The 19,899-nt window shown below is 55.0% G+C and carries 22 protein-coding genes; 3 read left to right on the plus strand and 19 right to left on the minus strand.

The window, feature by feature from the left end; translation table 11 throughout:
* Positions 1-5: 5 nt before the first annotated feature.
* Entirely contained in the window at positions 6-1,403 is a 1,398-nt protein-coding gene (locus NSS64_RS20570) for an ABC transporter substrate-binding protein (RefSeq protein WP_036725692.1), read from the minus strand.
* Positions 1,404-1,864: 461 nt separating this feature from the next.
* Between NSS64_RS20570 and NSS64_RS20575 the strand changes: the two genes are divergently transcribed.
* Together NSS64_RS20575 and NSS64_RS20580 are read left to right on the plus strand one after the other, a co-directional pair.
* A complete protein-coding gene (locus NSS64_RS20575; protein ID WP_036725693.1) occupies positions 1,865-2,824 on the plus strand; it encodes an ArsR/SmtB family transcription factor in 960 nt (319 codons plus the stop codon).
* 118 nt (positions 2,825-2,942) lie between these two features.
* Positions 2,943-3,101, plus strand: a complete 159-nt coding sequence (locus NSS64_RS20580; RefSeq protein WP_036725695.1) for a hypothetical protein — start codon at positions 2,943-2,945, stop codon at positions 3,099-3,101.
* Positions 3,102-3,856: 755 nt separating this feature from the next.
* On the opposite strand, the gene NSS64_RS20585 is transcribed toward NSS64_RS20580, so the two are convergent.
* From NSS64_RS20585 to NSS64_RS20660, 16 genes are all read right to left on the minus strand, one after another.
* The gene (locus tag NSS64_RS20585; protein ID WP_036725696.1) at positions 3,857-4,627 is read right to left on the minus strand and encodes a class I SAM-dependent DNA methyltransferase; all 771 of its coding nucleotides are present in this window, start codon (positions 4,625-4,627) and stop codon (positions 3,857-3,859) included.
* A gap of 22 nt (positions 4,628-4,649) precedes the next feature.
* Positions 4,650-5,573, minus strand: coding sequence for a CvfB family protein (locus tag NSS64_RS20590; RefSeq protein ID WP_036725698.1), 924 nt, complete (start codon positions 5,571-5,573; stop codon positions 4,650-4,652).
* Complete coding sequence (gene rsfS, locus NSS64_RS20595) at positions 5,570-5,917, minus strand: ribosome silencing factor (protein WP_036725699.1); 348 nt, start codon at positions 5,915-5,917, stop codon at positions 5,570-5,572. Before rsfS ends, NSS64_RS20590 begins: the two co-directional genes overlap by 4 nt.
* Positions 5,914-6,492, minus strand: coding sequence for a bis(5'-nucleosyl)-tetraphosphatase (symmetrical) YqeK (gene yqeK, locus NSS64_RS20600; protein ID WP_036725702.1), 579 nt, complete (start codon positions 6,490-6,492; stop codon positions 5,914-5,916). Before yqeK ends, rsfS begins: the two co-directional genes overlap by 4 nt.
* Positions 6,476-7,066, minus strand: coding sequence for a nicotinate-nucleotide adenylyltransferase (locus NSS64_RS20605; protein ID WP_036725703.1), 591 nt, complete (start codon positions 7,064-7,066; stop codon positions 6,476-6,478). Before NSS64_RS20605 ends, yqeK begins: the two co-directional genes overlap by 17 nt.
* A gap of 12 nt (positions 7,067-7,078) precedes the next feature.
* The gene (gene yhbY, locus NSS64_RS20610) at positions 7,079-7,372 is read right to left on the minus strand and encodes a ribosome assembly RNA-binding protein YhbY (protein WP_036697934.1); all 294 of its coding nucleotides are present in this window, start codon (positions 7,370-7,372) and stop codon (positions 7,079-7,081) included.
* A gap of 51 nt (positions 7,373-7,423) precedes the next feature.
* Positions 7,424-8,302 (minus strand): shikimate dehydrogenase, encoded by an 879-nt coding sequence (gene aroE, locus NSS64_RS20615; protein ID WP_340942853.1) that lies wholly within the window; start codon positions 8,300-8,302, stop codon positions 7,424-7,426.
* 20 nt (positions 8,303-8,322) lie between these two features.
* On the minus strand, positions 8,323-9,444 hold the full coding sequence (gene yqeH / locus NSS64_RS20620; RefSeq protein WP_036725851.1) for a ribosome biogenesis GTPase YqeH: 1,122 nt from the start codon (positions 9,442-9,444) through the stop codon (positions 8,323-8,325).
* A gap of 8 nt (positions 9,445-9,452) precedes the next feature.
* A complete protein-coding gene (locus tag NSS64_RS20625) occupies positions 9,453-9,977 on the minus strand; it encodes a YqeG family HAD IIIA-type phosphatase (RefSeq protein ID WP_036697929.1) in 525 nt (174 codons plus the stop codon).
* A 95-nt stretch (positions 9,978-10,072) separates the two neighbouring features.
* Positions 10,073-12,316 (minus strand): DUF4129 domain-containing transglutaminase family protein, encoded by a 2,244-nt coding sequence (locus tag NSS64_RS20630; protein WP_036725714.1) that lies wholly within the window; start codon positions 12,314-12,316, stop codon positions 10,073-10,075.
* Entirely contained in the window at positions 12,313-13,563 is a 1,251-nt protein-coding gene (locus NSS64_RS20635) for a DUF58 domain-containing protein (protein WP_036725716.1), read from the minus strand. Before NSS64_RS20635 ends, NSS64_RS20630 begins: the two co-directional genes overlap by 4 nt.
* A 1-nt stretch (position 13,564) precedes the next feature.
* Complete coding sequence (locus NSS64_RS20640; protein ID WP_036725719.1) at positions 13,565-14,521, minus strand: AAA family ATPase; 957 nt, start codon at positions 14,519-14,521, stop codon at positions 13,565-13,567.
* A gap of 221 nt (positions 14,522-14,742) precedes the next feature.
* The gene (gene spoVAE, locus NSS64_RS20645; protein WP_036697920.1) at positions 14,743-15,093 is read right to left on the minus strand and encodes a stage V sporulation protein AE; all 351 of its coding nucleotides are present in this window, start codon (positions 15,091-15,093) and stop codon (positions 14,743-14,745) included.
* Positions 15,090-16,124 carry a stage V sporulation protein AD gene (gene spoVAD / locus NSS64_RS20650; protein ID WP_036725720.1) on the minus strand — a complete coding sequence of 345 codons (1,035 nt, stop codon included), beginning with the start codon at positions 16,122-16,124 and terminating at the stop codon, positions 15,090-15,092. Before spoVAD ends, spoVAE begins: the two co-directional genes overlap by 4 nt.
* A 3-nt stretch (positions 16,125-16,127) precedes the next feature.
* Complete coding sequence (spoVAC, locus tag NSS64_RS20655) at positions 16,128-16,625, minus strand: stage V sporulation protein AC (protein WP_036725723.1); 498 nt, start codon at positions 16,623-16,625, stop codon at positions 16,128-16,130.
* Positions 16,626-16,764: 139 nt separating this feature from the next.
* On the minus strand, positions 16,765-16,941 hold the full coding sequence (locus NSS64_RS20660; RefSeq protein ID WP_155991454.1) for a hypothetical protein: 177 nt from the start codon (positions 16,939-16,941) through the stop codon (positions 16,765-16,767).
* Positions 16,942-17,094: 153 nt separating this feature from the next.
* Here NSS64_RS20660 and NSS64_RS20665 point away from each other — a divergent pair, with 153 nt between their 5' ends.
* Positions 17,095-18,168, plus strand: a complete 1,074-nt coding sequence (locus tag NSS64_RS20665) for a M42 family metallopeptidase (RefSeq protein WP_341141348.1) — start codon at positions 17,095-17,097, stop codon at positions 18,166-18,168.
* A gap of 145 nt (positions 18,169-18,313) precedes the next feature.
* Here NSS64_RS20665 and NSS64_RS20670 read toward each other — a convergent pair whose 3' ends face one another.
* A complete protein-coding gene (locus NSS64_RS20670; RefSeq protein WP_341141349.1) occupies positions 18,314-19,459 on the minus strand; it encodes a mannitol-1-phosphate 5-dehydrogenase in 1,146 nt (381 codons plus the stop codon).
* Positions 19,459-19,893: a PTS sugar transporter subunit IIA gene (locus NSS64_RS20675; RefSeq protein WP_076079725.1), complete on the minus strand. Its 435-nt coding sequence runs from the start codon at positions 19,891-19,893 to the stop codon at positions 19,459-19,461. Before NSS64_RS20675 ends, NSS64_RS20670 begins: the two co-directional genes overlap by 1 nt.
* Between the last annotated feature and the right edge of the window lie 6 nt (positions 19,894-19,899).

Genomic DNA, 19,899 nt, shown 5'->3' on the forward strand with positions numbered 1-19,899 from the left:
ACCGCTTATTTCTTAGATTTCGCCTCTTGCTCAACCGCTTTATCCAGCAGCTTCTGCATCTTCGGCTGTTCCGTCTTCACGTACTCCTCAGGGGTAACCTTGCCGTCAAGCACTGGCTGGATGTCCGTGTAGAACAGGTTATACCATTCAGCATTGTACGTGTAGTGGCCAGGCAGCACCCGTCCGTATTCATTCACGACCTGGAGGAATTCTTCCTTGTTCGCCGGTTTGGTCGTAGTATCAGCAGCCCATTCCTTAGCCATATCCATCAGGTTCGGAATTTGCACCTTAGCCTTCACCAGCGCTTCCATTCCCTCCTTGGAGGCCGTCAGATAGTTGATCAGATCCACGGCTTCATCGGGATGCTTGGTTTTGGCGGAAGCACCGATGCCGAGTGAGCCGGTCCATGTGGCGGATTTGCCTGTGGAGCCGGCAGGATATGGAATCAGGTCATAATCGAAGGGAAGCTTCTCGTAAGTGCTCATATCCCACGGACCTACAGGGAAGAAGGCCATTTCACCTTTCATCCAGCGCTGGTAGGTATCCAGAGTCTGTGCTTGTTCTGTAGACGGCGTAATGCCGTATTTAAGCTGCATGTCAGTGAAGAATTGCAGGGCTTCGATGAATTTCGGATCATCAATGGTAACCTTGGTCTTGGTCGCATCCAGCCAGTCCGCCCCGTTGCTCCAGACGAAGGAAGGCAAGGCCCACTGTACGTTGAAGCCTGCGCCGAATTGATCCAGCTTGCCGTCCCCGTCCTTGTCAATCGTCAGCTGCTGAGCGACTTTGATGAATTCATCCCAGGTGTACGGTTTGTCTTTGTCCGGCAGCGGGATACCCGCAGCTTCGAACATGGTCTTGTTATAGCCGAGTGCAAAAGGGCCTACGTCCTTAGGCATCCCGTACAGATTGCCTTGCCCGGCCATGGTGCCGTCGTAACGGTACAGATCCACGCCATATTTCCAGATGTTATTCAAATCAATGTTAGGGTTCTTCTCCACATAGCTGGTCAGGTCCAGCAGCACGCCGCTGTTCACATAAGCCTTCAGGTCACCGGATTCAAAATAGAAAACGTCCGGAACGCTGTTCCCCGTAATAGAGGCTTTCAGCTTAGTCGCATATTGATCCGCCGCAGTCACAACGATCTTAACCTTGACGTTCGGATGATCGGCTTCATATTTTTTCACAACACCCTCATAGGCCTTCTGCTCATCGGTTCCCCCGCGGAACATAAAGGTGAGATTCTTGGTTTCCTTGGAATCCTTGCTGCCGGCATTCGCCGTAGCTTCGCTTCCGCTATTGCCCCCGGACGATGCATTGTTCTTCCCGCCGCAGCCTGTAAGTACAACCGATACCATCAGAACCAACGACAGCAGTGTGAACCAGCCCTTTTTCTTTAACACTGTAACCCCTCCTAGGATTTGCTGAGCAATTCGATTGATACAATCTATATAGAAGAACTAGGGAACCTCACCGGCTCTGTTAGTTCAAGCTACCGCATGACGCATTATGTTTCACTCTTTAATTAAATAATTGAAATTCAATTGAATGTATTCGCTTACAGGTATAAAATAGCATATATAAAGTGGAGTGTAAATATAAAAGTTTAAATCTTTTTAAATACATTCAAACTAAACGTTGTTTATTGTCTTTTTACTGAAAAAAATCATTTAATATTGACTTAACCGCGCATTAAGTATTCATAATTATATAAAACAAACAGCCTTTAACTTTTACTTTTAGCTTAAATTTAATCGATTTCTACAAATAAAGGCAGAATACTTTCCTTTTAGGGTCGGTTAGTTTATAATTTTATAAAATAGTTTCGATTCTCATGACCTCAGTGGAAGAAGGTACTCTAAATATGATTTATATTAAAGATCTGATGAGCGGGATTGATATCTTCAAGGCGCTCAGCTCGGAAATCCGCATCCAGATTCTTGAGCTGCTGGCGACCAATCAGGCCCTGAATCTCAACGAAATTGCCAAGAAGCTGAATCTCAGCAACGGGGCTATTACCATGCATATCAAGAAGCTGGAGGAGAGCGGCTTAATTGAGATTAATACGGCCGTAGGCAAGCACGGAATTCAGAAGGTCTGCTACCTGAATAAAGATAAGCTGATGGTGGATCTGCGCAGCAAGGATGTCGATAATCTGTACGAGGTCGAGATTCAGGTGGGCCATTACAGTAATTATCAGGCTGTTCCGACCTGCGGACTGGCCACCAAGGACAGCATTATCGGGGACTTCGACGAGCCGCGTTACTTCGCCGATCCCCAGCGGATCGACTCCGAGATCATCTGGATGGCCGAAGGCTTCCTGGAATACCGCATCCCTAACTATCTCAAAGCCAACCAGACCTTCCGGGAAATCCAGTTCTCCATGGAGATTGGCTCCGAGGCTCCCGGGTTCAGCGACAATTATCCCTCGGATCTGTATTTCTATGTGAACGGCATCGAGATCGGCTTCTGGACCAGCCCCGGTGACTTCGGCGATGCGCGCGGCACCTTCAACCCGGACTGGTGGCCTCCCCACCTCAACCAGTACGGCATGCTGAAGCTGATCCGCATCAATCAGGAGGGCAGCTTCATTGACGGCTGCCGCATCTCAGACATTACCCTTGACGACATCAAGCTGGATTACAAAAGCGAGCTGACCTTCCGCATTGCCGTCACCGACAAACCGGTGAACAAGCGCGGCTTGACGATCTACGGTAAGCATTTCGGCAATTACAGCCAGGATCTGCTGGCGCGCGTGCTCTACAATGTGCATGAGGTCGAAGACCCTTCCGGCCGGGTGACCACAGCAGGAGTGGCAGATTGACCGTTTATAACAGACAGCCGCTTCCCTGCCGCCGCTGGCATAAACTCGAAGTATAATTGTCCGGGCCTTAACCCACACTAACGAATGTCTTTCAAACTACCGTGAGGGAGTGTTTCGAATGCGTGAAGGGATGATACCCGCCGTACTGGGGACCGTAGTTACTGCTTCGAGTGCAGCTTTTCTGGGGAGCAGATATAAGATCGCGGCAACCGGCATTCTTGGATTTGGTCTGGCGCATATTGTACTCGGCACCATCGATTTGTTCGAACACCGGTAAGCCTGCTTGGAAGATGGCCGGGCCGTATCTGAAGATACGGCCCGGTTTGCTATGTCATGCAGATTAGAACGGCTGATGCGTCCTTTTGTACAGATGGTACTTGTACATCTGCCTCACTCGCCCTCGCACCAGCACATTGCGCCGATTGTATGCTGTTTTCCACATACATTTGCTCCACGCGGCCTCAGTTGCGCCAATTGTATGCTGTTTTCCACATACATTTGCTCCACGCGGCCTCAGTTGCGCCGATTGTATGCTGTTTTTCACATACATTTGGTCCATGTGACCCAGTAGCGCCGATTGTATGCTGTTTTTCACATACATTTGGTCCATGTACCTCAGCAGCGCCGATTGTATGCTGTTTTTCGCATACATTTGGTCTATGCACCTAAGCAGCGCCGATTGTGTTCGGTTTTCCGCATACATTTGGTCCATATCAAGATCAAAGAAGGCCCTTACCCAATTTCGGGTAAGGACCTCCATACTACCTCAACCATATATGAAGCTCTAAAGAATTTAACGAGAAGCAAAAAGGAACGGAGGGGAAATTTGGAACTGTAGGAGCGGTAGCGTCCGCCTTTGTCTGCGGATTTCTACCGCGAACAGCGGTATTAGATCATGAAATCTGCAGACAACAGCGGCCGTAAGTCCAAATGTTCTCCGCAGTGACGATTTACGCTTAAAGTTCTTATGTGCTCTAGAAGTCCAAATGTTCTCCGCAGTGACGATTACGCTTCAAGGTTCCTTTTGTAGCTTCATTTCACAGCCACATAGAACAGCCGCTGCGCCGAATCATCTGCCGCCACCCACTCGAAGTCCGCATACACCGACACCTCGCTGAATCCGGCGGCAAGCAGCTCCTGCTTCATCCACTCCGGGTCATAGGCACGCTGGGTATGAGTCTCTTCGAAGCGCCGGTACGTGTCTGAGCGGCCCTCCTCGCGGGCGAAGATGGACAGGTGATGCTCAATCTCCCGGCGCGGCACATCCAGCTCACAGGTCCAGATGTAGGATACATCCGGCTCATCCAGCACGAAGGGCTGCTCTTCCTCATAGCGGATCAGCGTGTTCGGATGATGCACATCGAACAGGAAGGTCCCGCCTGGCTTAAGCCCGCCATACGTGCAGGAGAATACCTTCCGGATGTCCTGCTCCTCCAGCACATAATTCAGGCAGTCGCAGAAGGAAATCACGGAATCCACCGGCTCCGGCAGCTCCCATTCCTTCATGTTCTGCTGAACCCACTGCACACTGCCCTCCCGCAAAAAGCGCCGTCCCTGCGGCTGCTGCTCCAGCTTACGCTGGGCAACGGACAGCATGTCCGAAGAAAGATCAATCCCCGTCATGTGATACCCTGCCCCCGCCAGCGGAATCGTCAGGCTGCCGGTACCACAGCCGAGTTCGGCTACCGTGCGCGGCTTGCCGTATTTGCCCCATGCCGTCTCGGCAAAGGCCAGCCAATCCGGATACGGCATATCCGCCATAAGCGCATCGTATACATAAGCAAATTTGCCATAGGAAGACACTGCGTACACCGCTTTCTCTATACTATTGGTTGTCAGAATCGCTGTCCGGTCCGGCCTGTTCCTCTTCGCGGGAAGCCAGATAGGTCCAGTTCTCCTTCTGGACAACCAGCCCTTCCTTCATCAGCTTGCCCAGCGCGCGCTTGAACGCTGATTTGCTGATGCCGAAGCGCTGCTTGATAATATCGGGAGGCGTAGCATCCGAATATGGCATTCCGCCGCCCGGACGGGAAGCCAGAAAATCTAACAGAGCCGCCGAATCCACATCACGGCCCACTTCCTTGCGGTGGCCCATGCTGAGGTTGACGCGGCCATCCTCACGGATATGGGCCACGCGCGCTTCAATCACTTCACCCAGACGCAGCAAGCGAACGCGTTCAGAGGAGTGGACCATACCGATGATGCCGAAGCCGAGCACACCAGCATCTACAAGCACGAAGGTGCCCATCTGCAGCGGCTTGTATACCCGAGCTGTGACCGTCTGCCCCTGCCACGATTCCGGTGCAGGCAAGGCCAGCGGCGCAAGCTCCTGCTCTCCGGCCAGCTTGGCACGGAGACGTCCCTGCTTGTCATGCTCCATAATTGCGAAGACCTTGTCGCCAATCTGCGGACGCAGCTCCACCAGCTCGGGAAGCTCGCTGAGCGGCAGCAGCAGCTGCCGTCCAAGCCCCATCTCCAGGAAGCAGCCCAGCCGCGGATGGATATCCGCCACTTCCAGCAGCGCCATCTCGCCAAGCGTCAGATACGGCTTCTTCATCGTCGCCGCAGGACGGTCCTCGGTATCGAAGAAGAGGAATACCTCCACCTTGTCGCCGATCTTCGGCTTGCTGCCCACAAGCTCGGTGTAATGAAGCATGATATCCTGGTCGCCTGCGCTCAGGAAGTACCCGTAAGGGGATACCTCCCGCATCACTTCAAGCGTAACCTTAGTTCCTGCAATCAGACTCATACCGTCTCCACGACCTTGGCATCCGACCACAGACGCTCAATATTGTAATATTCACGTTCATCGCGGTGGAAGACATGGACGATCACATCGCCAAGGTCCATCAGTACCCAGCGTGCTGCATCCATCCCCTCAATGCCTTTGATCATTCCGCCAGCTTCATGAACAACCTTGCGCACCTCAGTGGCAATTGCCTGAACCTGGGTATCGGAATTACCGTGGCAGATGATGAAATAATCGCTGATCGGCGACACACTGCGCAGATCGAGAGCCACCACATTCATTGCTTTTTTATCCTGAACGGCGTGTAACGCCAGCTCAAACAGCTTGTTTGATTGTACACTCATAGTTTATCCTCCAATGTTCTAACTAAATCGTTGCGCGCCAGCACCGTAAGCGGAAATACGACCCGGCGCTTCTCCAGCAGCACTCGTATAGTGGAATCCAGTCCGGCAATCAGCCCTTCCTCCAGGCTGACCTTCGATAGCCTGCGGATCTCCTCCACACCGGGGAAGTCCCGTCCAGGCTCAATATAATCAGCCAGACAGACGATCCGCTCCAGCAGACTCATGTTCTCCCGGCCCGAGGTATGGTAACGGATCGCATCCAGTACCTCCGAATCCGTAATGCCATAATCATGCTCGGCGGTATAAGCACCAACCTCAGCATGCCATAGCTGCTTGTCATATTTCAAAAGCTCAGCGGATAATCCATTCTGTTCAATGATCTCCCGCATCCGTTCCACCGGCCAATATTTGGCCACATCATGCAGGATGGCAGCGGTCTCGGCCCGCTGCGGGTCAGCGCCATACCGCTGCGCCAGCTTCACAGCAGACTCCATCACACCGAGTGTATGCTTCCAGCGTTTGTCCGGCATCTGGCCGGATACCGCCTCAATCAGCGCTTCACGGCTGTACTCCATACAATCCACTCCTTTGAACATATTCATATACAGCATCCGGAACCATATAGCGGATCGACTTTCCTTCGGCGGCCCGGGCTCTGAGCATGGTGGAGGAGAGATCGACCAGCGGCATATCCGCCAGCAGCACTTTACCGGCAATGAACTCCGGCAGCAGTCCCAGATCCAGCGGAGTGCCCGGACGTCCGACACCGATGAAGGTCAGCCGCTGCACCAGCTCTTCGATCCCCTGCCACTTGGGCAGATACTGAACCATATCCGCACCCACGATGAAAAAGAACTCATGCTGCGGATATTCCTCCTGCAGACTAATCACCGTCTCCAGCGTATAGGATACTCCGCCCCGCACGATTTCCCAGTCAAGAATGCCAAAGGAAGGGTGATTCTTCACCGCTCCCTCCACCATTGCCAGCCGCTCTTCACCGGTTGCCCCGGCCTCATGCTTATGAGGCGGAATATGCGAAGGCATGAACCAGACCTCCTGCAGACCGTAGCTCTCGCGCGCCGTCTCAGCGGCCATCATATGGCCGATATGCAGAGGATCGAAGGTCCCTCCCATTATGCCTACTCTCAAGAGGTCAACCTCCTATCTTGGAAGCTCAATCGTTTTGTTGTCGCGTGATTCCTTGTACAGAACGATAGTCTTGCCGATAACCTGAACAAGCTCCGAACCGGACTGCTCGGCAAGCGCGGCACCAATTTCCTTGGGATCATCAGCGTTGTTATTCAGTACACTGATCTTCATCAGCTCGCGTTTCTCAATAGCTTCTTCAATGTGACGGATCAGATGATCGTTTACGCCGCCTTTGCCAACCTGGAATACAGCATCCAGATGATGAGCCAAAGAGCGCAAATAACGTTTTTGTTTGCCTGTTAACATAAATGTGAAAACTCCTTAATTAACATATATTATTACCCTGTTCAGTGAAAATCATTTGCCCGGCACCTGGCCGAGACAATCCGCAATAGTCTGCCGCATAATCGCTGCGGGAGCCGTAAGCCCCGTCCAATACTCCAGGGCGTAAGCTCCCTGGTAGACGAACATGCCCAGCCCGCCGTGAACGGTGCAGCCGCGCTTCAGGCTCTCTGTAAGCAGCCGGGTATGCAGCGGATTATAGATCAGATCGCTGACGATCATCCCTTCGTGCAGCCCCGCCGGATCGATCGGCATGTCCTCCATATGCGGATACATGCCTACGGATGTCGTATTAATTACAATATCCATGCTGCCCAGCACGCCGGGAACGGCATCCATCCCTGCTCCGGTTAAGCTGCCCCGGCTGCTGAAGCTGTCTGCCAGCTGACGGGCCCGTTCCTCATTTCGGTTCACAATCAGGATCATTGCCGGCTGCTCCTTCAGCAGCGCCGAGACAATCCCTCTGGCCGCACCGCCGGCTCCAATCACGAGGATGCGGGCGCCGGTAAGATCCGGCGCAGCCTCTGTCTTCAGTGAGCGGACATAACCGATGCCATCCGTATTGAAGCCGGTCAGTATGCCATTGTCGTTGACGATGGTATTGACTGCGCCGACATCCACCGCACTTGAATCCAGCCGGTCCAGATACTCCATCACGGCAACCTTATGGGGGATCGTTACATTCACGCCCCGGAAGCCAAGCGTCCGTATCGCCTGCACCGCATCGCCCAGCTTGTCAGGCGTAATGTGCAGCGGCACATAAGCCCCGGAGAGACCGAGCGCCTGGAGCGCCGCCCCGTGCATCAGCGGGGATTTGGACTGGGCAATCGGGTCACCCATCACGCCCAGCAGCAGCTCCCCGTGACTCTGCGTGTTCCTGTTTGTCTCAGTCATGTCGCCTTCCTCCTGTACAATTAGATCAGCGAAGGACGGGTAAGCACCTTGACGCCGCGCGGCACATGGACAGCTACTACCGCTCCGGCTGTACCGTTCACTTTGATCCAGCCCAGACCGGAGATGAACAGGTCGGTCTCACTATTCCTGGCGATACGGAATTCATGGCGCTGCCACTGCGGCAGCTTATCCATGTCGGCCGTTCCCGGCGGAGACAGCAGCTCGCCCCGGTGGTCTTGATACAGAGAATCTGCACGCTCCAGCTTCGTGCGGTGAATCTTCAGTGTGCCGCTGATGAAGCAGGTGAAGGACTGGCGTTCCCCCTGAATGAAGTCGAAGCGTCCCAGTCCGCCGAAGAACAGCGACTGGCCTTCATTCAGCTGATAGACCGCAGGCTTGAGCGGATTCTCGGGCATCACTGCGCCCAGATCCTTGCGCTCGACCAGCTCGCTGTACCGCCACGGGTACACGATTCCCGGCGTATCAATGATGGAATGGCCGTCATCCAGCGGGATTTTGACCATATCGAGGGTAGTGCCCGGATAACGGGAGGTCGTCAGCTCCTCTTCCAGGTCACTGTAATCGGAGATCAGCCGGTTAATCAAGGTGGACTTGCCTACATTGGTAGCCCCGACAACGTATACATCACGCTGGCCGCGCAGCTCGGTAACGGCCTCCAGCAGACGGTCGAAGCCCTGATTACGCTTCGCGCTGACCAGGACAATCTCCGCCGTGCGCAGTCCCTCTTCCTTGCAGCGCTGCTGCATCCAGTTGCGCAATCGGTTCCAGTTGGTCACCTTCGGCAGCAGATCAATCTTGTTCACTGCCAGAATGACCTGATTATTGCCGACAAACCGCTGCAGCCCGGAAATCAGACTGCCCTCGAAATCGAACAGATCCACAATATGGATTACCAGTGCATTCTTCTCGCCTACTCCGCTTAACAGCTTCAGGAATTCATCCTGGTTCACCGATACGGAAGAGGCTTCATTGTAATTCTTGATCCGGAAGCAGCGCTGGCAAATTACCGGCTCCCGTTCGAAGGCGACCTCCGGAATATAGCCGGGGAGCTCCTTGTCTACGCTCTGTAGCTTAATGCCGCAGCCGCTGCATTTCTCAGGCCGCGCTGTTCCATCGTTCATTGCATTCATTAAGATTTATCCTCCTCTTGCCACAATCCTTGCTTACGCAGACGGGTCAAGGCTATCTGCTCCACTCTGCGGTTAATTCTTGTTCCTATTCCTTCATCCTTGACGGAGATCGGCAGCACGAGTACCGTGAACAGACCCAGCCGGTTGCCGCCATATACATCCGTAAGCATCTGGTCGCCAACCACAATTGTCTGCTCCGGTCCCAGCTCCATCAGCTTCATCGCCCGCAGGAACGGGGAATTGCTGGGCTTCTTGGCCTGATGTACAAATTCAATATTCAGCGGGGTGGCAAAACGCGACACCCGGTCCATATTGTTGTTGGATACGATCACAAGCTTGAAGCCCAGCTCCTTCACCTTGGCGAACCAGAGCAGCAGCTCAGGAGTAGCCAGCGGCGCCTTGGCGCCGACCAGCGTATTATCCAGATCCGTAATAATTCCCCGGTAGCCTTGGCGGTACAGCTCCTCCAGAGCGATATCAAACACCGTGTTGACCCGGAGCTTGGGGACTAATCTTTCAAACAATACATTCACCTCATTTTCATACAGGAAACTTGTAACCCGGCTCTATAGGACTGCAAAAATCCCAGGGTCCGGCAGCATTTCACCACCAGTGGGCATTACTTGCCGGACTTCATGATTTTTCGCAGCCGCAAAGCTTCAGTATACACGCTGTGCCAGTCTTTGTCTTCAATAACCTCAGGGCTGTAATTCGCCCGCTCGAACATCTTCAGCAGTGCAGCAAGACTGCCTGCAGCTTGCGGGCGTTCCACGCTCCACCGTGCCACGGATTCGCGCAGGGTTTCATGCTCTTTCTTCAGCATACCCTTCCTGCGCATATACCTTACCCAGCGCTCCGTTTCTGCGGCAACTTTTTGCGCCGGAGTGGGCTGGCCGCCGAGGCGGATACGGGTAATCAGGAAGCGCAGGCTCAGCCGGCGCTGCCAGATCAGGAATAGGGTCCAGAGCAGGAGTACAGCCGCTGCTCCAGCCACGGCCCAGGTGCCGGGATGGAATCCGGAAGACTTGTCCGTCTGGCCCGCTGCCGCCGGTTCAAGCTCTTCAGGCTCCTCTACCTCTACCTCAGGTTGGTCCGGATTATCCTGCTCACTCTGCGTCAGCACCGGAACATCGAATCCTGGCGTTGCCTCAACAGGAACCCATCCGTAATCGCCGAAATAGATCTCGGCCCAGGAGTGGGCGTCTGCATTGGTAATCGTGTAATTGTTATTTACATAACCGGCAGCACCCTGCTGAAGCATTACGCTATCCGGAATCTCGGCCTGCTCCCCGGGAGCATATCCCTTCACCCAGCGGGCCGGTATATCCAGTGACCTCGCCATGGTGACAAGCGCCGTGGAATAGTAGTCGCAGTATCCTTCCCTGATCTCAAACAGGAAGCTCTCGACCATGTCCTTGCTTCTGGCCCGTGAGGTATCCGGCTGATTCGTGTAGGGAAAGGTTGCTTGCAGGTATTGCTGCAGCAGGATCGTCTTCTCGTAAGGCGTCTGTGCTCTGTCCGTAATCTCCTTGGCCAGCGCGCTCACCCGCTCGGGATAGTTATCCGGGAGCTGAAGATACTGCGGGTCGATATTCTTGTTCCCATAGAGCTGCTCGAAGGTCTGCTTGCTTAACTCCTGAAGGGGAACCACCGGCACCTCCGAGGTTACCACATAGGTCTGCGGATAAGCTCTTGTTTTGCCTCCGGGATTCCACAGCAGCTCACTGTCTTCACTCCGCCAGGACAAGCCGGTGCTCTGTTCCTGCCCGTCCACCGAGTCTACCCCCGAGATCGAATAGCCGCCGAACAGAACCGGATAACTGTTCCCTCCGAGCAGCTTGACAGTCTGCTTGAGCGTACGCGTCTCTGTCTTGGAGGCGGCAGCACGTTCCAGCGGCTCGCCCACCTGCACCTCGTTATGCGTTCCCCGGCCGGAGGTATCATCGTCTGTCCAGCCTTTGCCCGAATACACGCTGCGGATCTCGCCGCGCATATAGGTGCGCAGATCGGAGGTCACTTGCATGACCGGCGAATAATCGAAGTTGAAGCCCCCGCCCAGATTGTCATCGTTCAGGCTGTAGCCCGAGGTCGTCCCGTTCGCCGCTGACCCGCCGCTTGCAGCGTCCCCGCTCCCGGAGGAGGGTCTGGAAGAGACGGAGTTCCCATTCCACTTTTGCCAGGCGGTATAAGGGTCGGTCAAGGTGGGACGCACGCCCGGCATATTCACCCCGGCAAGGATGACCAGTGAGAAAACTATCGCTATATTCAAGGCAACCTTCATCGGATACCTCAGCATATAGGTCCAGCCGCGCGGATAATGCAGCTGGAAATTCCTCAGATGCCGGGTGACCAGCCAGCCCATCCCGGCAAAGACCGTCCAGGCTACCTCCTGCCACATTACCGCTGTCGTGAATGAATCCAGCGCGGCGAAGGCCGTGATATTCGCCGCGATGAACATCAGAATCCGCGCCTTGCCGTTCACCCACCAAGCGGACATAAGCAGCAGCGCCCAAGCCCCCAGCACAAACCACATGTACGGAATCATCGATACCGCTATCCCGGGCAGCCGGTCAAGAAATGCCGGCAGCAGAGGATCGGGAATGTAAATCCCGTAGCTGATAATCACGTTGTATACAATTAATACCACTGCCGCGCCTTCCAGCAGCATGCGGTACACTCTTTTGAACGGAAAAATGATTTCAATAGCTGTAACAGCCAGCAGGGTTAGCGCCACAGAAACGGTGGTCTCCTGCAGCCAGAAGGGCACCGTATAGGACACCCACTGCATGGCGATAATGCTCAGCCATAGCAGCGTCAGCCCGTGATGCCATGAGGAACGTATCGCCTGGAACCAGTGCTTCATCGGACAGAATCACCTCCAAGTACCGCAGGAAGCTCCTGAAGTGTGCTGATGCTATGTCCGGTAACGCCATGCGAGTGCAGAATATTCTGCCACTCTCCGGCCCGGTATTTCCCGGAAGGATGCAGAACATGAATATGGGAAGGGGTCATCCCCCGGTTCTCCGCCCAGCGCAGCGTATCCAGTACCACTCTGCCGCTCTGCGGACTGATCAGTACGAAATACGACCCCTTGGGGAACAGCCGCTGGACACTCTCCAGCCTGTCAATCAGCGGCCCCTTGCCTTCTGCGTTGATGTCAATCAGATACTGAATCATCTTTTGCCGCTCGGCATTGCCTTCCGCCGGACTGAACACCTTATTATGCTTATCCAGACAGCACAGGCCGATGCCGATCCGCTCCCGGATGCCGAAGCCGAGGAGAGAAGCCGTGACCGAGACTGCCAGCTCGAATTGTGCAGAGTTATAATAGCCGCTGGAGGTTCCGTCCAGCACCAGAATGGTTCTGGGAACGGATTCATGCTCGAATTCCTTCGACTTCCACTCGCCGGTCTTCGCCGTTGCATTCCAGTGAATGCGCGTCAGCCGGTCCCCGTAGACATAATCACGGACACCGTTGATCTGCGTGGTCTCGCGCCTGGACTGAAGCAGTGATACCTGCGGCCCCGACAGGCGCGCCTTTCGCTCATACAGCTGCCAGCGCGGCACTACGACGGCCCGTGGCATCACCCGGAATTGGCCTTCTGCCTTGAAGGTCCCCTTATGCTCCATCAGACCGAAGATATCCTCGCTGAGAATATCCGTATTCTCAAAAGAATAACGGCCCCGCTCCAGCAGCGGCGTCTGGAACAGCAGCTCGCCCCGTCCGCCCATGTTCGGAATCAGGCTCTCCTCGAACACCCAGGACTCTCCGTTATGGCGCTTCAGAATTTCTCTTACAACCACGTAGGGCAAAGGCAGAAATCCCGGAATGGTCACTTCCAGCTTCACCTTGAGAAAACCCCCGGCATAGAGCAGATCCGGCTTATCCTGTTCGGAATAGAAGCTGCGTGCACCTCTGGCCCGCCGGACCCCTTCAAGACCGCCAATGAACAGATACAGAAAAAGAACAGAGACCATGATGAACAGCATGAACGAGGTTTTGCCGCCCTGAAACAGCACGTAGAAGAGTGTAATGACCCAAATTGCCAGAACGCCCGTGAACTTCCTCAGCTGAACCGCAGCGGCAGCCCGCGTAAGTAAGGCCCTCATCTTATTGCCTCATGGTTACAGGCACATTAATGCTCTGAAGCAGCTTCTGCAGCAGGGAGTCCATGCTGACGTTGTCCAGGCGTGATTCCGGCCGCAGCAGGATCCGGTGTCCCAGTGTATACGGGGTCAGGGTCTTCACATCGTCAGGCAGCACATAATCCCGTTCCTGGAGAAAAGCGTAGGCCTTGCAGGCCATCATGAACGATAAGGATGCCCGGGGGCTTGCGCCCAGCATCACCAGCGGATGTACCCGCGTCTGGCGGACCACATCCAGCAGGTAGTTCAGCACCGGCTCGCTGATGAACACATCACGGATCTCCTCCTGAATGGCAGCAATCGTCTCCATGCTGGTTACGGGAGCCAGCCTGTCCACCGGCTGGCCCTGCTGATGGGTTAGCAGCAGGTTCTTCTCGGTATCGGCATCGGGGTAGCCCAGGCTGATGCGCAGCATGAAGCGGTCCAGCTGAGCTTCGGGAAGGGTATAGGTTCCCTCGAAATCTATCGGATTCTGGGTCGCACAGAGCATGAACGGATGCGGAAGGGGATAGGTCTCTCCATCGACCGTAACATTGCGTTCTTCCATTACCTCAAGCAGTGCGGACTGGGTCTTGGTGGTCGCCCGGTTGATCTCATCGGCCAGCAGGATATTGGTCATCACCGGACCCGGACGGAAGTGGAACATCTCATCACGCGGATGATAGACGGATACGCCGGTAATATCACTCGGAAGAATATCCGGGTTACACTGGATGCGCCGGTATTCGCCGGACATCGACCGGGAGAGCGCGCGGATCAGCTGGGTTTTGCCAGTCCCCGGAACATCCTCAATCAGGACATGTCCGCCCGCTAACAGTGCAGTCAGCAGCAGTTCTATTTCAAAGCTTTTACCGAGAATACAGGATTCCAGATTAGTGCGGACAGCGTTCATAATTTGCGTGGATTCTTGACGTACGGGCATGTATGTTAAACCCTCCTATATCAGAATAAGCAGTAATATATACATTTTACATGATAGGAGTACCGAAAGTACATGTTAGGCCAAGTGAATTTATAGAGCGGCATGCTAGATTTGTCTAAAAGAAACCCGCATCCGGCGTCGTACACCCCCTTCATATAAAAAGGGACCGCCATGGGCGATCCCGGAATTAACATATCTGTATACGCTCCATCTACCGTCAGTTACCCCTTCGGCCGGACCACCAGCGCCGCCAGGAAAGAGAAGACAATCGCCGAGGAAATCCCGGCGCTGGTCACATCGAAGATCCCGGTGACGACACCGACCCAGCCATCGCGTTCCAGCTCAGTCAGCGCGCCGTGGACCAGAGAATTCCCGAAGCTGGTAATGGGCACGCTGGCCCCGGCTCCGGCGAATTTCACGAGCGGATCGTAGATGCCAAAAGCATCGGCAGCCGCACCAAGCACCACCAGCGTACTCATGGTATGGGCCGGAGTCAGCTTCAGCACATCGAACATCAGCTGGCCGATCACGCATATCGCACCCCCGACCAGAAAAGCCCATAAATAAATCATGCTCCCTCACCTCCGATCTCCAGGGCTACCGCATGGGCTACGCACGGAATACTCTCCCCTTGCTGATAAGACAGCGGCGAGAGCAGCGCTCCAGTCGCCACGATCAATACCCGTTTCAACTCCCCCTTCTTCATCCGGCCGATAATATGCCCGTAGGTTACCGTGGCGGAGCAGCCCGCGCCGCTTCCCCCGGCAATGACATACTTCTGCTTGTCCAGGTCGTACATCATGAGTCCGCAGTCATTGAAGACCGTCTCCTCCATCGGGATGCCTTCCTTGGCCAGCAGATCCTTGGCAATCGGCAAGCCGACGGAAGCCAGATCGCCCGTAACAATCAGATCATAGTGACCGGGCGACAGCCCCGTATCGCGGAAATGTGCCGTGATGGTATCGGCGGCTGCCGGGGCCATAGCAGTTCCCATATTGAATGGATCTTTCAGCCCCAGATCCATGATGCGCCCAAGAGTTGCGTACACCACTTGCGGCCCTTGAACCGCCCCATCGTTCACTCCTACCACTGCGCAGCCGGAGCCTGTAACGGTATATTGGGCGGTGGGCGGCTTCTGCGAGCCATACTCTGTCGGGTAGCGGAACTGCTTCTCAACTGTACAGTTATGGCTGGATGTACCGGCCAGCGCATACTTGCCGCCGCCGGAATCCACAATCATGGAGGCGATGGCGAGGCTCTCCATCGAGGTGGAACAGGCACCGAACACTCCCAAGTAAGGCACGCCGAGCTTCCGCGCGGCGAAGGAGCTGCTGATGATCTGATTCATCAGATCCCCGCCGACGAAGAATTCCAGCTTATCCTGCTCCAGATTCGCATTCATCAGGGCGAGCTTGGCGGCTTTTTCGAACAGAGCGCGTTCTGCCTTCTCCCATGTCTTCTCGCCCATCTCCAGCGAATCATAGATGAAGTCGAAGCTTGAGGCCAGCGGCCCTTCCCCTTCTTCAGGTCCCACCACAGCGGAGGTCCCAAGGATCACCGGACGGTTCGTAAATTCCCAGGTCTGACTGCCGAGCTGCTTCATCGTTTAATGTGCACCTCCCCAGCCCATAACGGCATACACTACACCCACGATAAAAGCGGCAACGACACCGAACACAATAACCGACCCGGCCAGCTTGAACATGTTCCCCCCCACACCCAGCACCAGCCCTTCAGCCCGGTGCTCCAGTGCGGCGGAGCACATACTGTTGGCGAATCCTGTGACCGGAACCGCTGTGCCGGCACCGCACCACTGGGCGAGCTTATCATACACCCCGAAGCTGGTCAGTATGACGGAGAGCAGAATCAGAATGGCAACTGTCGGGCTTGCCGCCTCCCGGGAGGTCATATCGAATATCGCCATGAACGCTTCCTGGATGCCTTGTCCCAGCACACAGATCAAGCCTCCCGACAGGAAGGCACGTATACAATTCTTGAATATCGGACGGGAGGGTACATAAGGCTTGGCCAATTCCTGATAAGACTTCGGGGTCAGACCGTCAAGGTTCAGCTTGACGCCTGACTTTTTTGTTTTTGCCGGCAATGCAGACACCCCCTGAACTGTTGGATACGAAAGGGAACGGGCAGCGGGTAAGCTGTGCTGTAGTCCCGTCCCTTCGTGCTGTGCGGAATTAAGTTTTCCTTATTGTTCACTTCAGGCGGCCCCGTTATGTCCCTCCTGCTCAGGAAAAATAAAACAGCACAACAATCAGCAGCAGAAACAGCACCAGGATCAGCACTGCCTCATTCTCCCGCCCGTACCGGCGGCGGTACCGCCTGGGCAAGCCCTGCCTGCGGGCCGGCACTTTCCGGAATCCGCTCCGGCTGCCTGCCTGGGCTACGCTCCCCGAGAGCCACATTCTCCTCGCTTCCTTTCTCCGGCTCCTGCCTGCAGAGCCCTTACGGTATAGTATTCGCACAGGGAGTCTCTGTGTTCATTTGCCCTCCCGGCATGGACAAGCGGAGTAAGAATGTTCATACTAGATGTCATAACATAAAGGAGCGATATATGTATGAATACAGACACACTTGAATTGTTCAAAACATTAACAGAATTCCCCTCAGCCTCCGGCTTCGAGCGCGAGCTGCGCGCTTATGTCAAGGAGGCTATGACGCCTTATACGGACGAATTCGTACAGGACCGGCTGGGCAGCCTGTTCGGTGTGGTGCGCGGTGAAGCTAACGGTCCCAAGATTATGGTGGCCGGCCATTTCGATGAGGTAGGCTTCATGGTTACCGGCATTACAGACAACGGGATGATCCGCTTCACACCGCTGGGCGGATGGCTGGCTTCGGCCGTGGCCTCACAGCGCCTGCAGATTATTACGCCGAAGGGTACGCTGAACGGCGTGGTCGGCAGTACACCTATCCATCTGCTGAGCGCGGATGAACGCGGCAAAGCCGGGGAGATCAGCAAGATGTACATCGATATCGGCGCAGACAGCCGGGAAGAGGCGCAGAGCTTCGGTGTAGCTCCAGGACAGCAGGTCGTGCCGGTCTGCCCGTTCACACCACTCGCCAATCCGAAGAAGATTATGGCCAAAGCCTGGGACAACCGCTATGGCGTTGGACTGGCTATTGAATTAATGAAGGAACTGCACGGGCAAGCCTTGCCGAATACGCTCTACTGCGGGGCTACCGTTCAGGAAGAGGTCGGGCTGCGCGGTGCCCGGACAGCTGCAAATCTGCTGGCACCGGATATTTTCTTCGGGCTGGATGCCAGCGCCGCTGCCGATATGACCGGCGACCGCCAGGCCTTCGGCCATCTGGGCCAGGGCGCGCTGCTGCGTATTTTTGACCCGACGATGATTACCCACCGGGGACTGATTGAATATGTGCAGGATACAGCTGATACCCATAAGATCAAATACCAGTATTTCGTCTCCCAGGGAGGAACGGATGCGGGTCAGGTGCATCTCAGCGGAATCGGTATTCCTTCAGCGGTGATCGGGATCTGCTCCCGTTACATCCACACGGCAACCTCAATCATCCACAGTGATGATTATGCGGCAGCCAAGGAGCTGCTGATCAAACTGGTGCAAGGACTGGACCGCACGACACTGCAGACGATTCTGGAGAACAGCTAATCAATCTCCCCGCAAAGTGAGGCTTTAGCTCCGAAGCCTATTCAGGTTCTTTGCGGGGACCCCAGACTTTTAAGAGTCACACATTAACGCAAACAGCCGCAGGGATAAGCTTATAGGCTTTCCCTGCGGCTGTACTTTTATGTTCTCATCTCAAAATCGCGTATTGCTCCATCGCAGACTGATGGATCGGATGGTCAGCAGCAAGCCCGGTGTACTTCGTCAGCGCTGCTTCTGCTCCAAGCTCCGCGATTGCGGCCCCCAGCTCCACCGCTTCCGGGTCATCCCCCGCCTTGAACAGCAGCGCACCGGCCATGGAACGTGTCAACGCCTTGTAGCTCAGCCCTCTGTCATACGCCTGCGTTGCAGGAGATACCAGACGGTCATTTGGCGACAGCTTGCGCAGCGGCGAACGGCCTACACGGGACACCTCATCGGTCAGCGCCGGATTGCGGAAGCGCTCCAGGATTTTATCGATATACTTACTATGCTCCGCTTCATCGAAGCCGTGCTTCTGGACCAGCACCGCGCCGGTCTCCTCAAGTACCTCGCGAACCTTCGCCGTTAACGCCTCATCCGCCATAGCCTGCTGTATGGTCTCGTAGCCCTGCAGATAGCCAAGGTACGCCGCAGAGCAGTGCCCCGTGTTCACAGTGAAGAGCTTGCGTTCAATATACGGCTCCAGATTCTCTACATAATGCACACCTTCAACCGGCGTATAGCCCGGGATCATCTGCGAGGCGTCCACCACCCATTCATAGAACGGCTCCACGACCACCTTCAGAATATCCTCATGCTGCTGGAGCGGAACGATCCGGTCCACAGCCGCGTTTGGAAAAGCAACCGAAGATTCAGCCTTCGCACGGGTCTCATCATCCAGCTTCGCATATACCAGCTCCTTGAGCTGTGCACTGCCGCCTATGGCATTCTCGCAGGCGATCACATGCAGCGGCGCGGAGGAGACAGCCAATCTTCTGCGGATACCCTCTGCCACAGTACCGGCAATATGCTTCAGAATGGACACGCCGACTGCAGTTGTAACTAGATCGGCTTCAGCAATGGCGGCCGCCACTTCATCCGCATGCGTGACACTGCTAAGAGCCGTTACATTCTTCACGATGACCGTTTCCTGACCGTCGCTGGCCAGCGTGACCGGATACTCGCCGCGCTCCTTAAGCTGGGTAACAAAGGCCTCATTCACATCCACAAAAGTAACTTCATAGCCCGCCTGCGACAGCAACAGCCCGATGAAGCCCCTGCCGATATTGCCCGCGCCGAAATGGACCGCCTTCATTACTCCAGTCCCCCTTCGAAGATTGCGATAACATCAGCAGCCGTAGGGGCGTTCATGACGCGGTCAATGGCATCATCCTCGGTGAATATCATCGCCACGTTCGTCAGAACCTCCATATGCCCGTCACCTGCGGCTGCAATGCCGATGACAACAAACGCCGGCTCATCGCCGCCGAAATCCACCCCGTCCGGAAAACGGATGATCGACAATCCGGTTGACTTAATAAAAGGCCGCGCTTCCTTGGTACCATGCGGAATAGCCAATCCGCCGCCCATATAAGTGGACACCACTTCCTCGCGCTCCAGCATCTTGGGAACATATTCTTCCGTTACATGCCCTGCATCAACCAGCAGCTTGCCCGCCATCTTGATGGCTTCGTATTTATCGTTTGCTGCACCGTGCATAATCACTTTATTTTCTGACAGTATACTCATATGGTT

Origin of the sequence: Paenibacillus sp. FSL H8-0122 (assembly GCF_038005345.1) — a bacterium.
In the GTDB taxonomy this organism is placed as follows: Bacteria; Bacillota; Bacilli; order Paenibacillales; family Paenibacillaceae; genus Paenibacillus_AQ.

Bases quoted from the DNA above. Each gene is read 5' to 3' on its own strand.
- NSS64_RS20575 (WP_036725693.1), top strand. From the start codon at position 1,865: ATGATTTATATTAAAGATCTGATGAGCGGGATTGATATCTTCAAGGCG.
- NSS64_RS20580 (WP_036725695.1), top strand. From the start codon at position 2,943: ATGCGTGAAGGGATGATACCCGCCGTACTGGGGACCGTAGTTACTGCT.
- NSS64_RS20590 (WP_036725698.1), bottom strand. From the start codon at position 5,573: ATGAGTCTGATTGCAGGAACTAAGGTTACGCTTGAAGTGATGCGGGAG.
- rsfS (WP_036725699.1), bottom strand. From the start codon at position 5,917: ATGAGTGTACAATCAAACAAGCTGTTTGAGCTGGCGTTACACGCCGTT.
- yqeK (WP_036725702.1), bottom strand. From the start codon at position 6,492: ATGGAGTACAGCCGTGAAGCGCTGATTGAGGCGGTATCCGGCCAGATG.
- yhbY (WP_036697934.1), bottom strand. From the start codon at position 7,372: ATGTTAACAGGCAAACAAAAACGTTATTTGCGCTCTTTGGCTCATCAT.
- aroE (WP_340942853.1), bottom strand. From the start codon at position 8,302: ATGACTGAGACAAACAGGAACACGCAGAGTCACGGGGAGCTGCTGCTG.
- yqeH (WP_036725851.1), bottom strand. From the start codon at position 9,444: ATGAACGATGGAACAGCGCGGCCTGAGAAATGCAGCGGCTGCGGCATT.
- NSS64_RS20630 (WP_036725714.1), bottom strand. From the start codon at position 12,316: ATGAAGCACTGGTTCCAGGCGATACGTTCCTCATGGCATCACGGGCTG.
- NSS64_RS20635 (WP_036725716.1), bottom strand. From the start codon at position 13,563: ATGAGGGCCTTACTTACGCGGGCTGCCGCTGCGGTTCAGCTGAGGAAG.
- NSS64_RS20640 (WP_036725719.1), bottom strand. From the start codon at position 14,521: ATGCCCGTACGTCAAGAATCCACGCAAATTATGAACGCTGTCCGCACT.
- spoVAE (WP_036697920.1), bottom strand. From the start codon at position 15,093: ATGATTTATTTATGGGCTTTTCTGGTCGGGGGTGCGATATGCGTGATC.
- spoVAD (WP_036725720.1), bottom strand. From the start codon at position 16,124: ATGAAGCAGCTCGGCAGTCAGACCTGGGAATTTACGAACCGTCCGGTG.
- NSS64_RS20660 (WP_155991454.1), bottom strand. From the start codon at position 16,941: ATGTGGCTCTCGGGGAGCGTAGCCCAGGCAGGCAGCCGGAGCGGATTC.
- NSS64_RS20665 (WP_341141348.1), top strand. From the start codon at position 17,095: ATGAATACAGACACACTTGAATTGTTCAAAACATTAACAGAATTCCCC.
- NSS64_RS20670 (WP_341141349.1), bottom strand. From the start codon at position 19,459: ATGAAGGCGGTCCATTTCGGCGCGGGCAATATCGGCAGGGGCTTCATC.
- NSS64_RS20675 (WP_076079725.1), bottom strand. From the start codon at position 19,893: ATGAGTATACTGTCAGAAAATAAAGTGATTATGCACGGTGCAGCAAAC.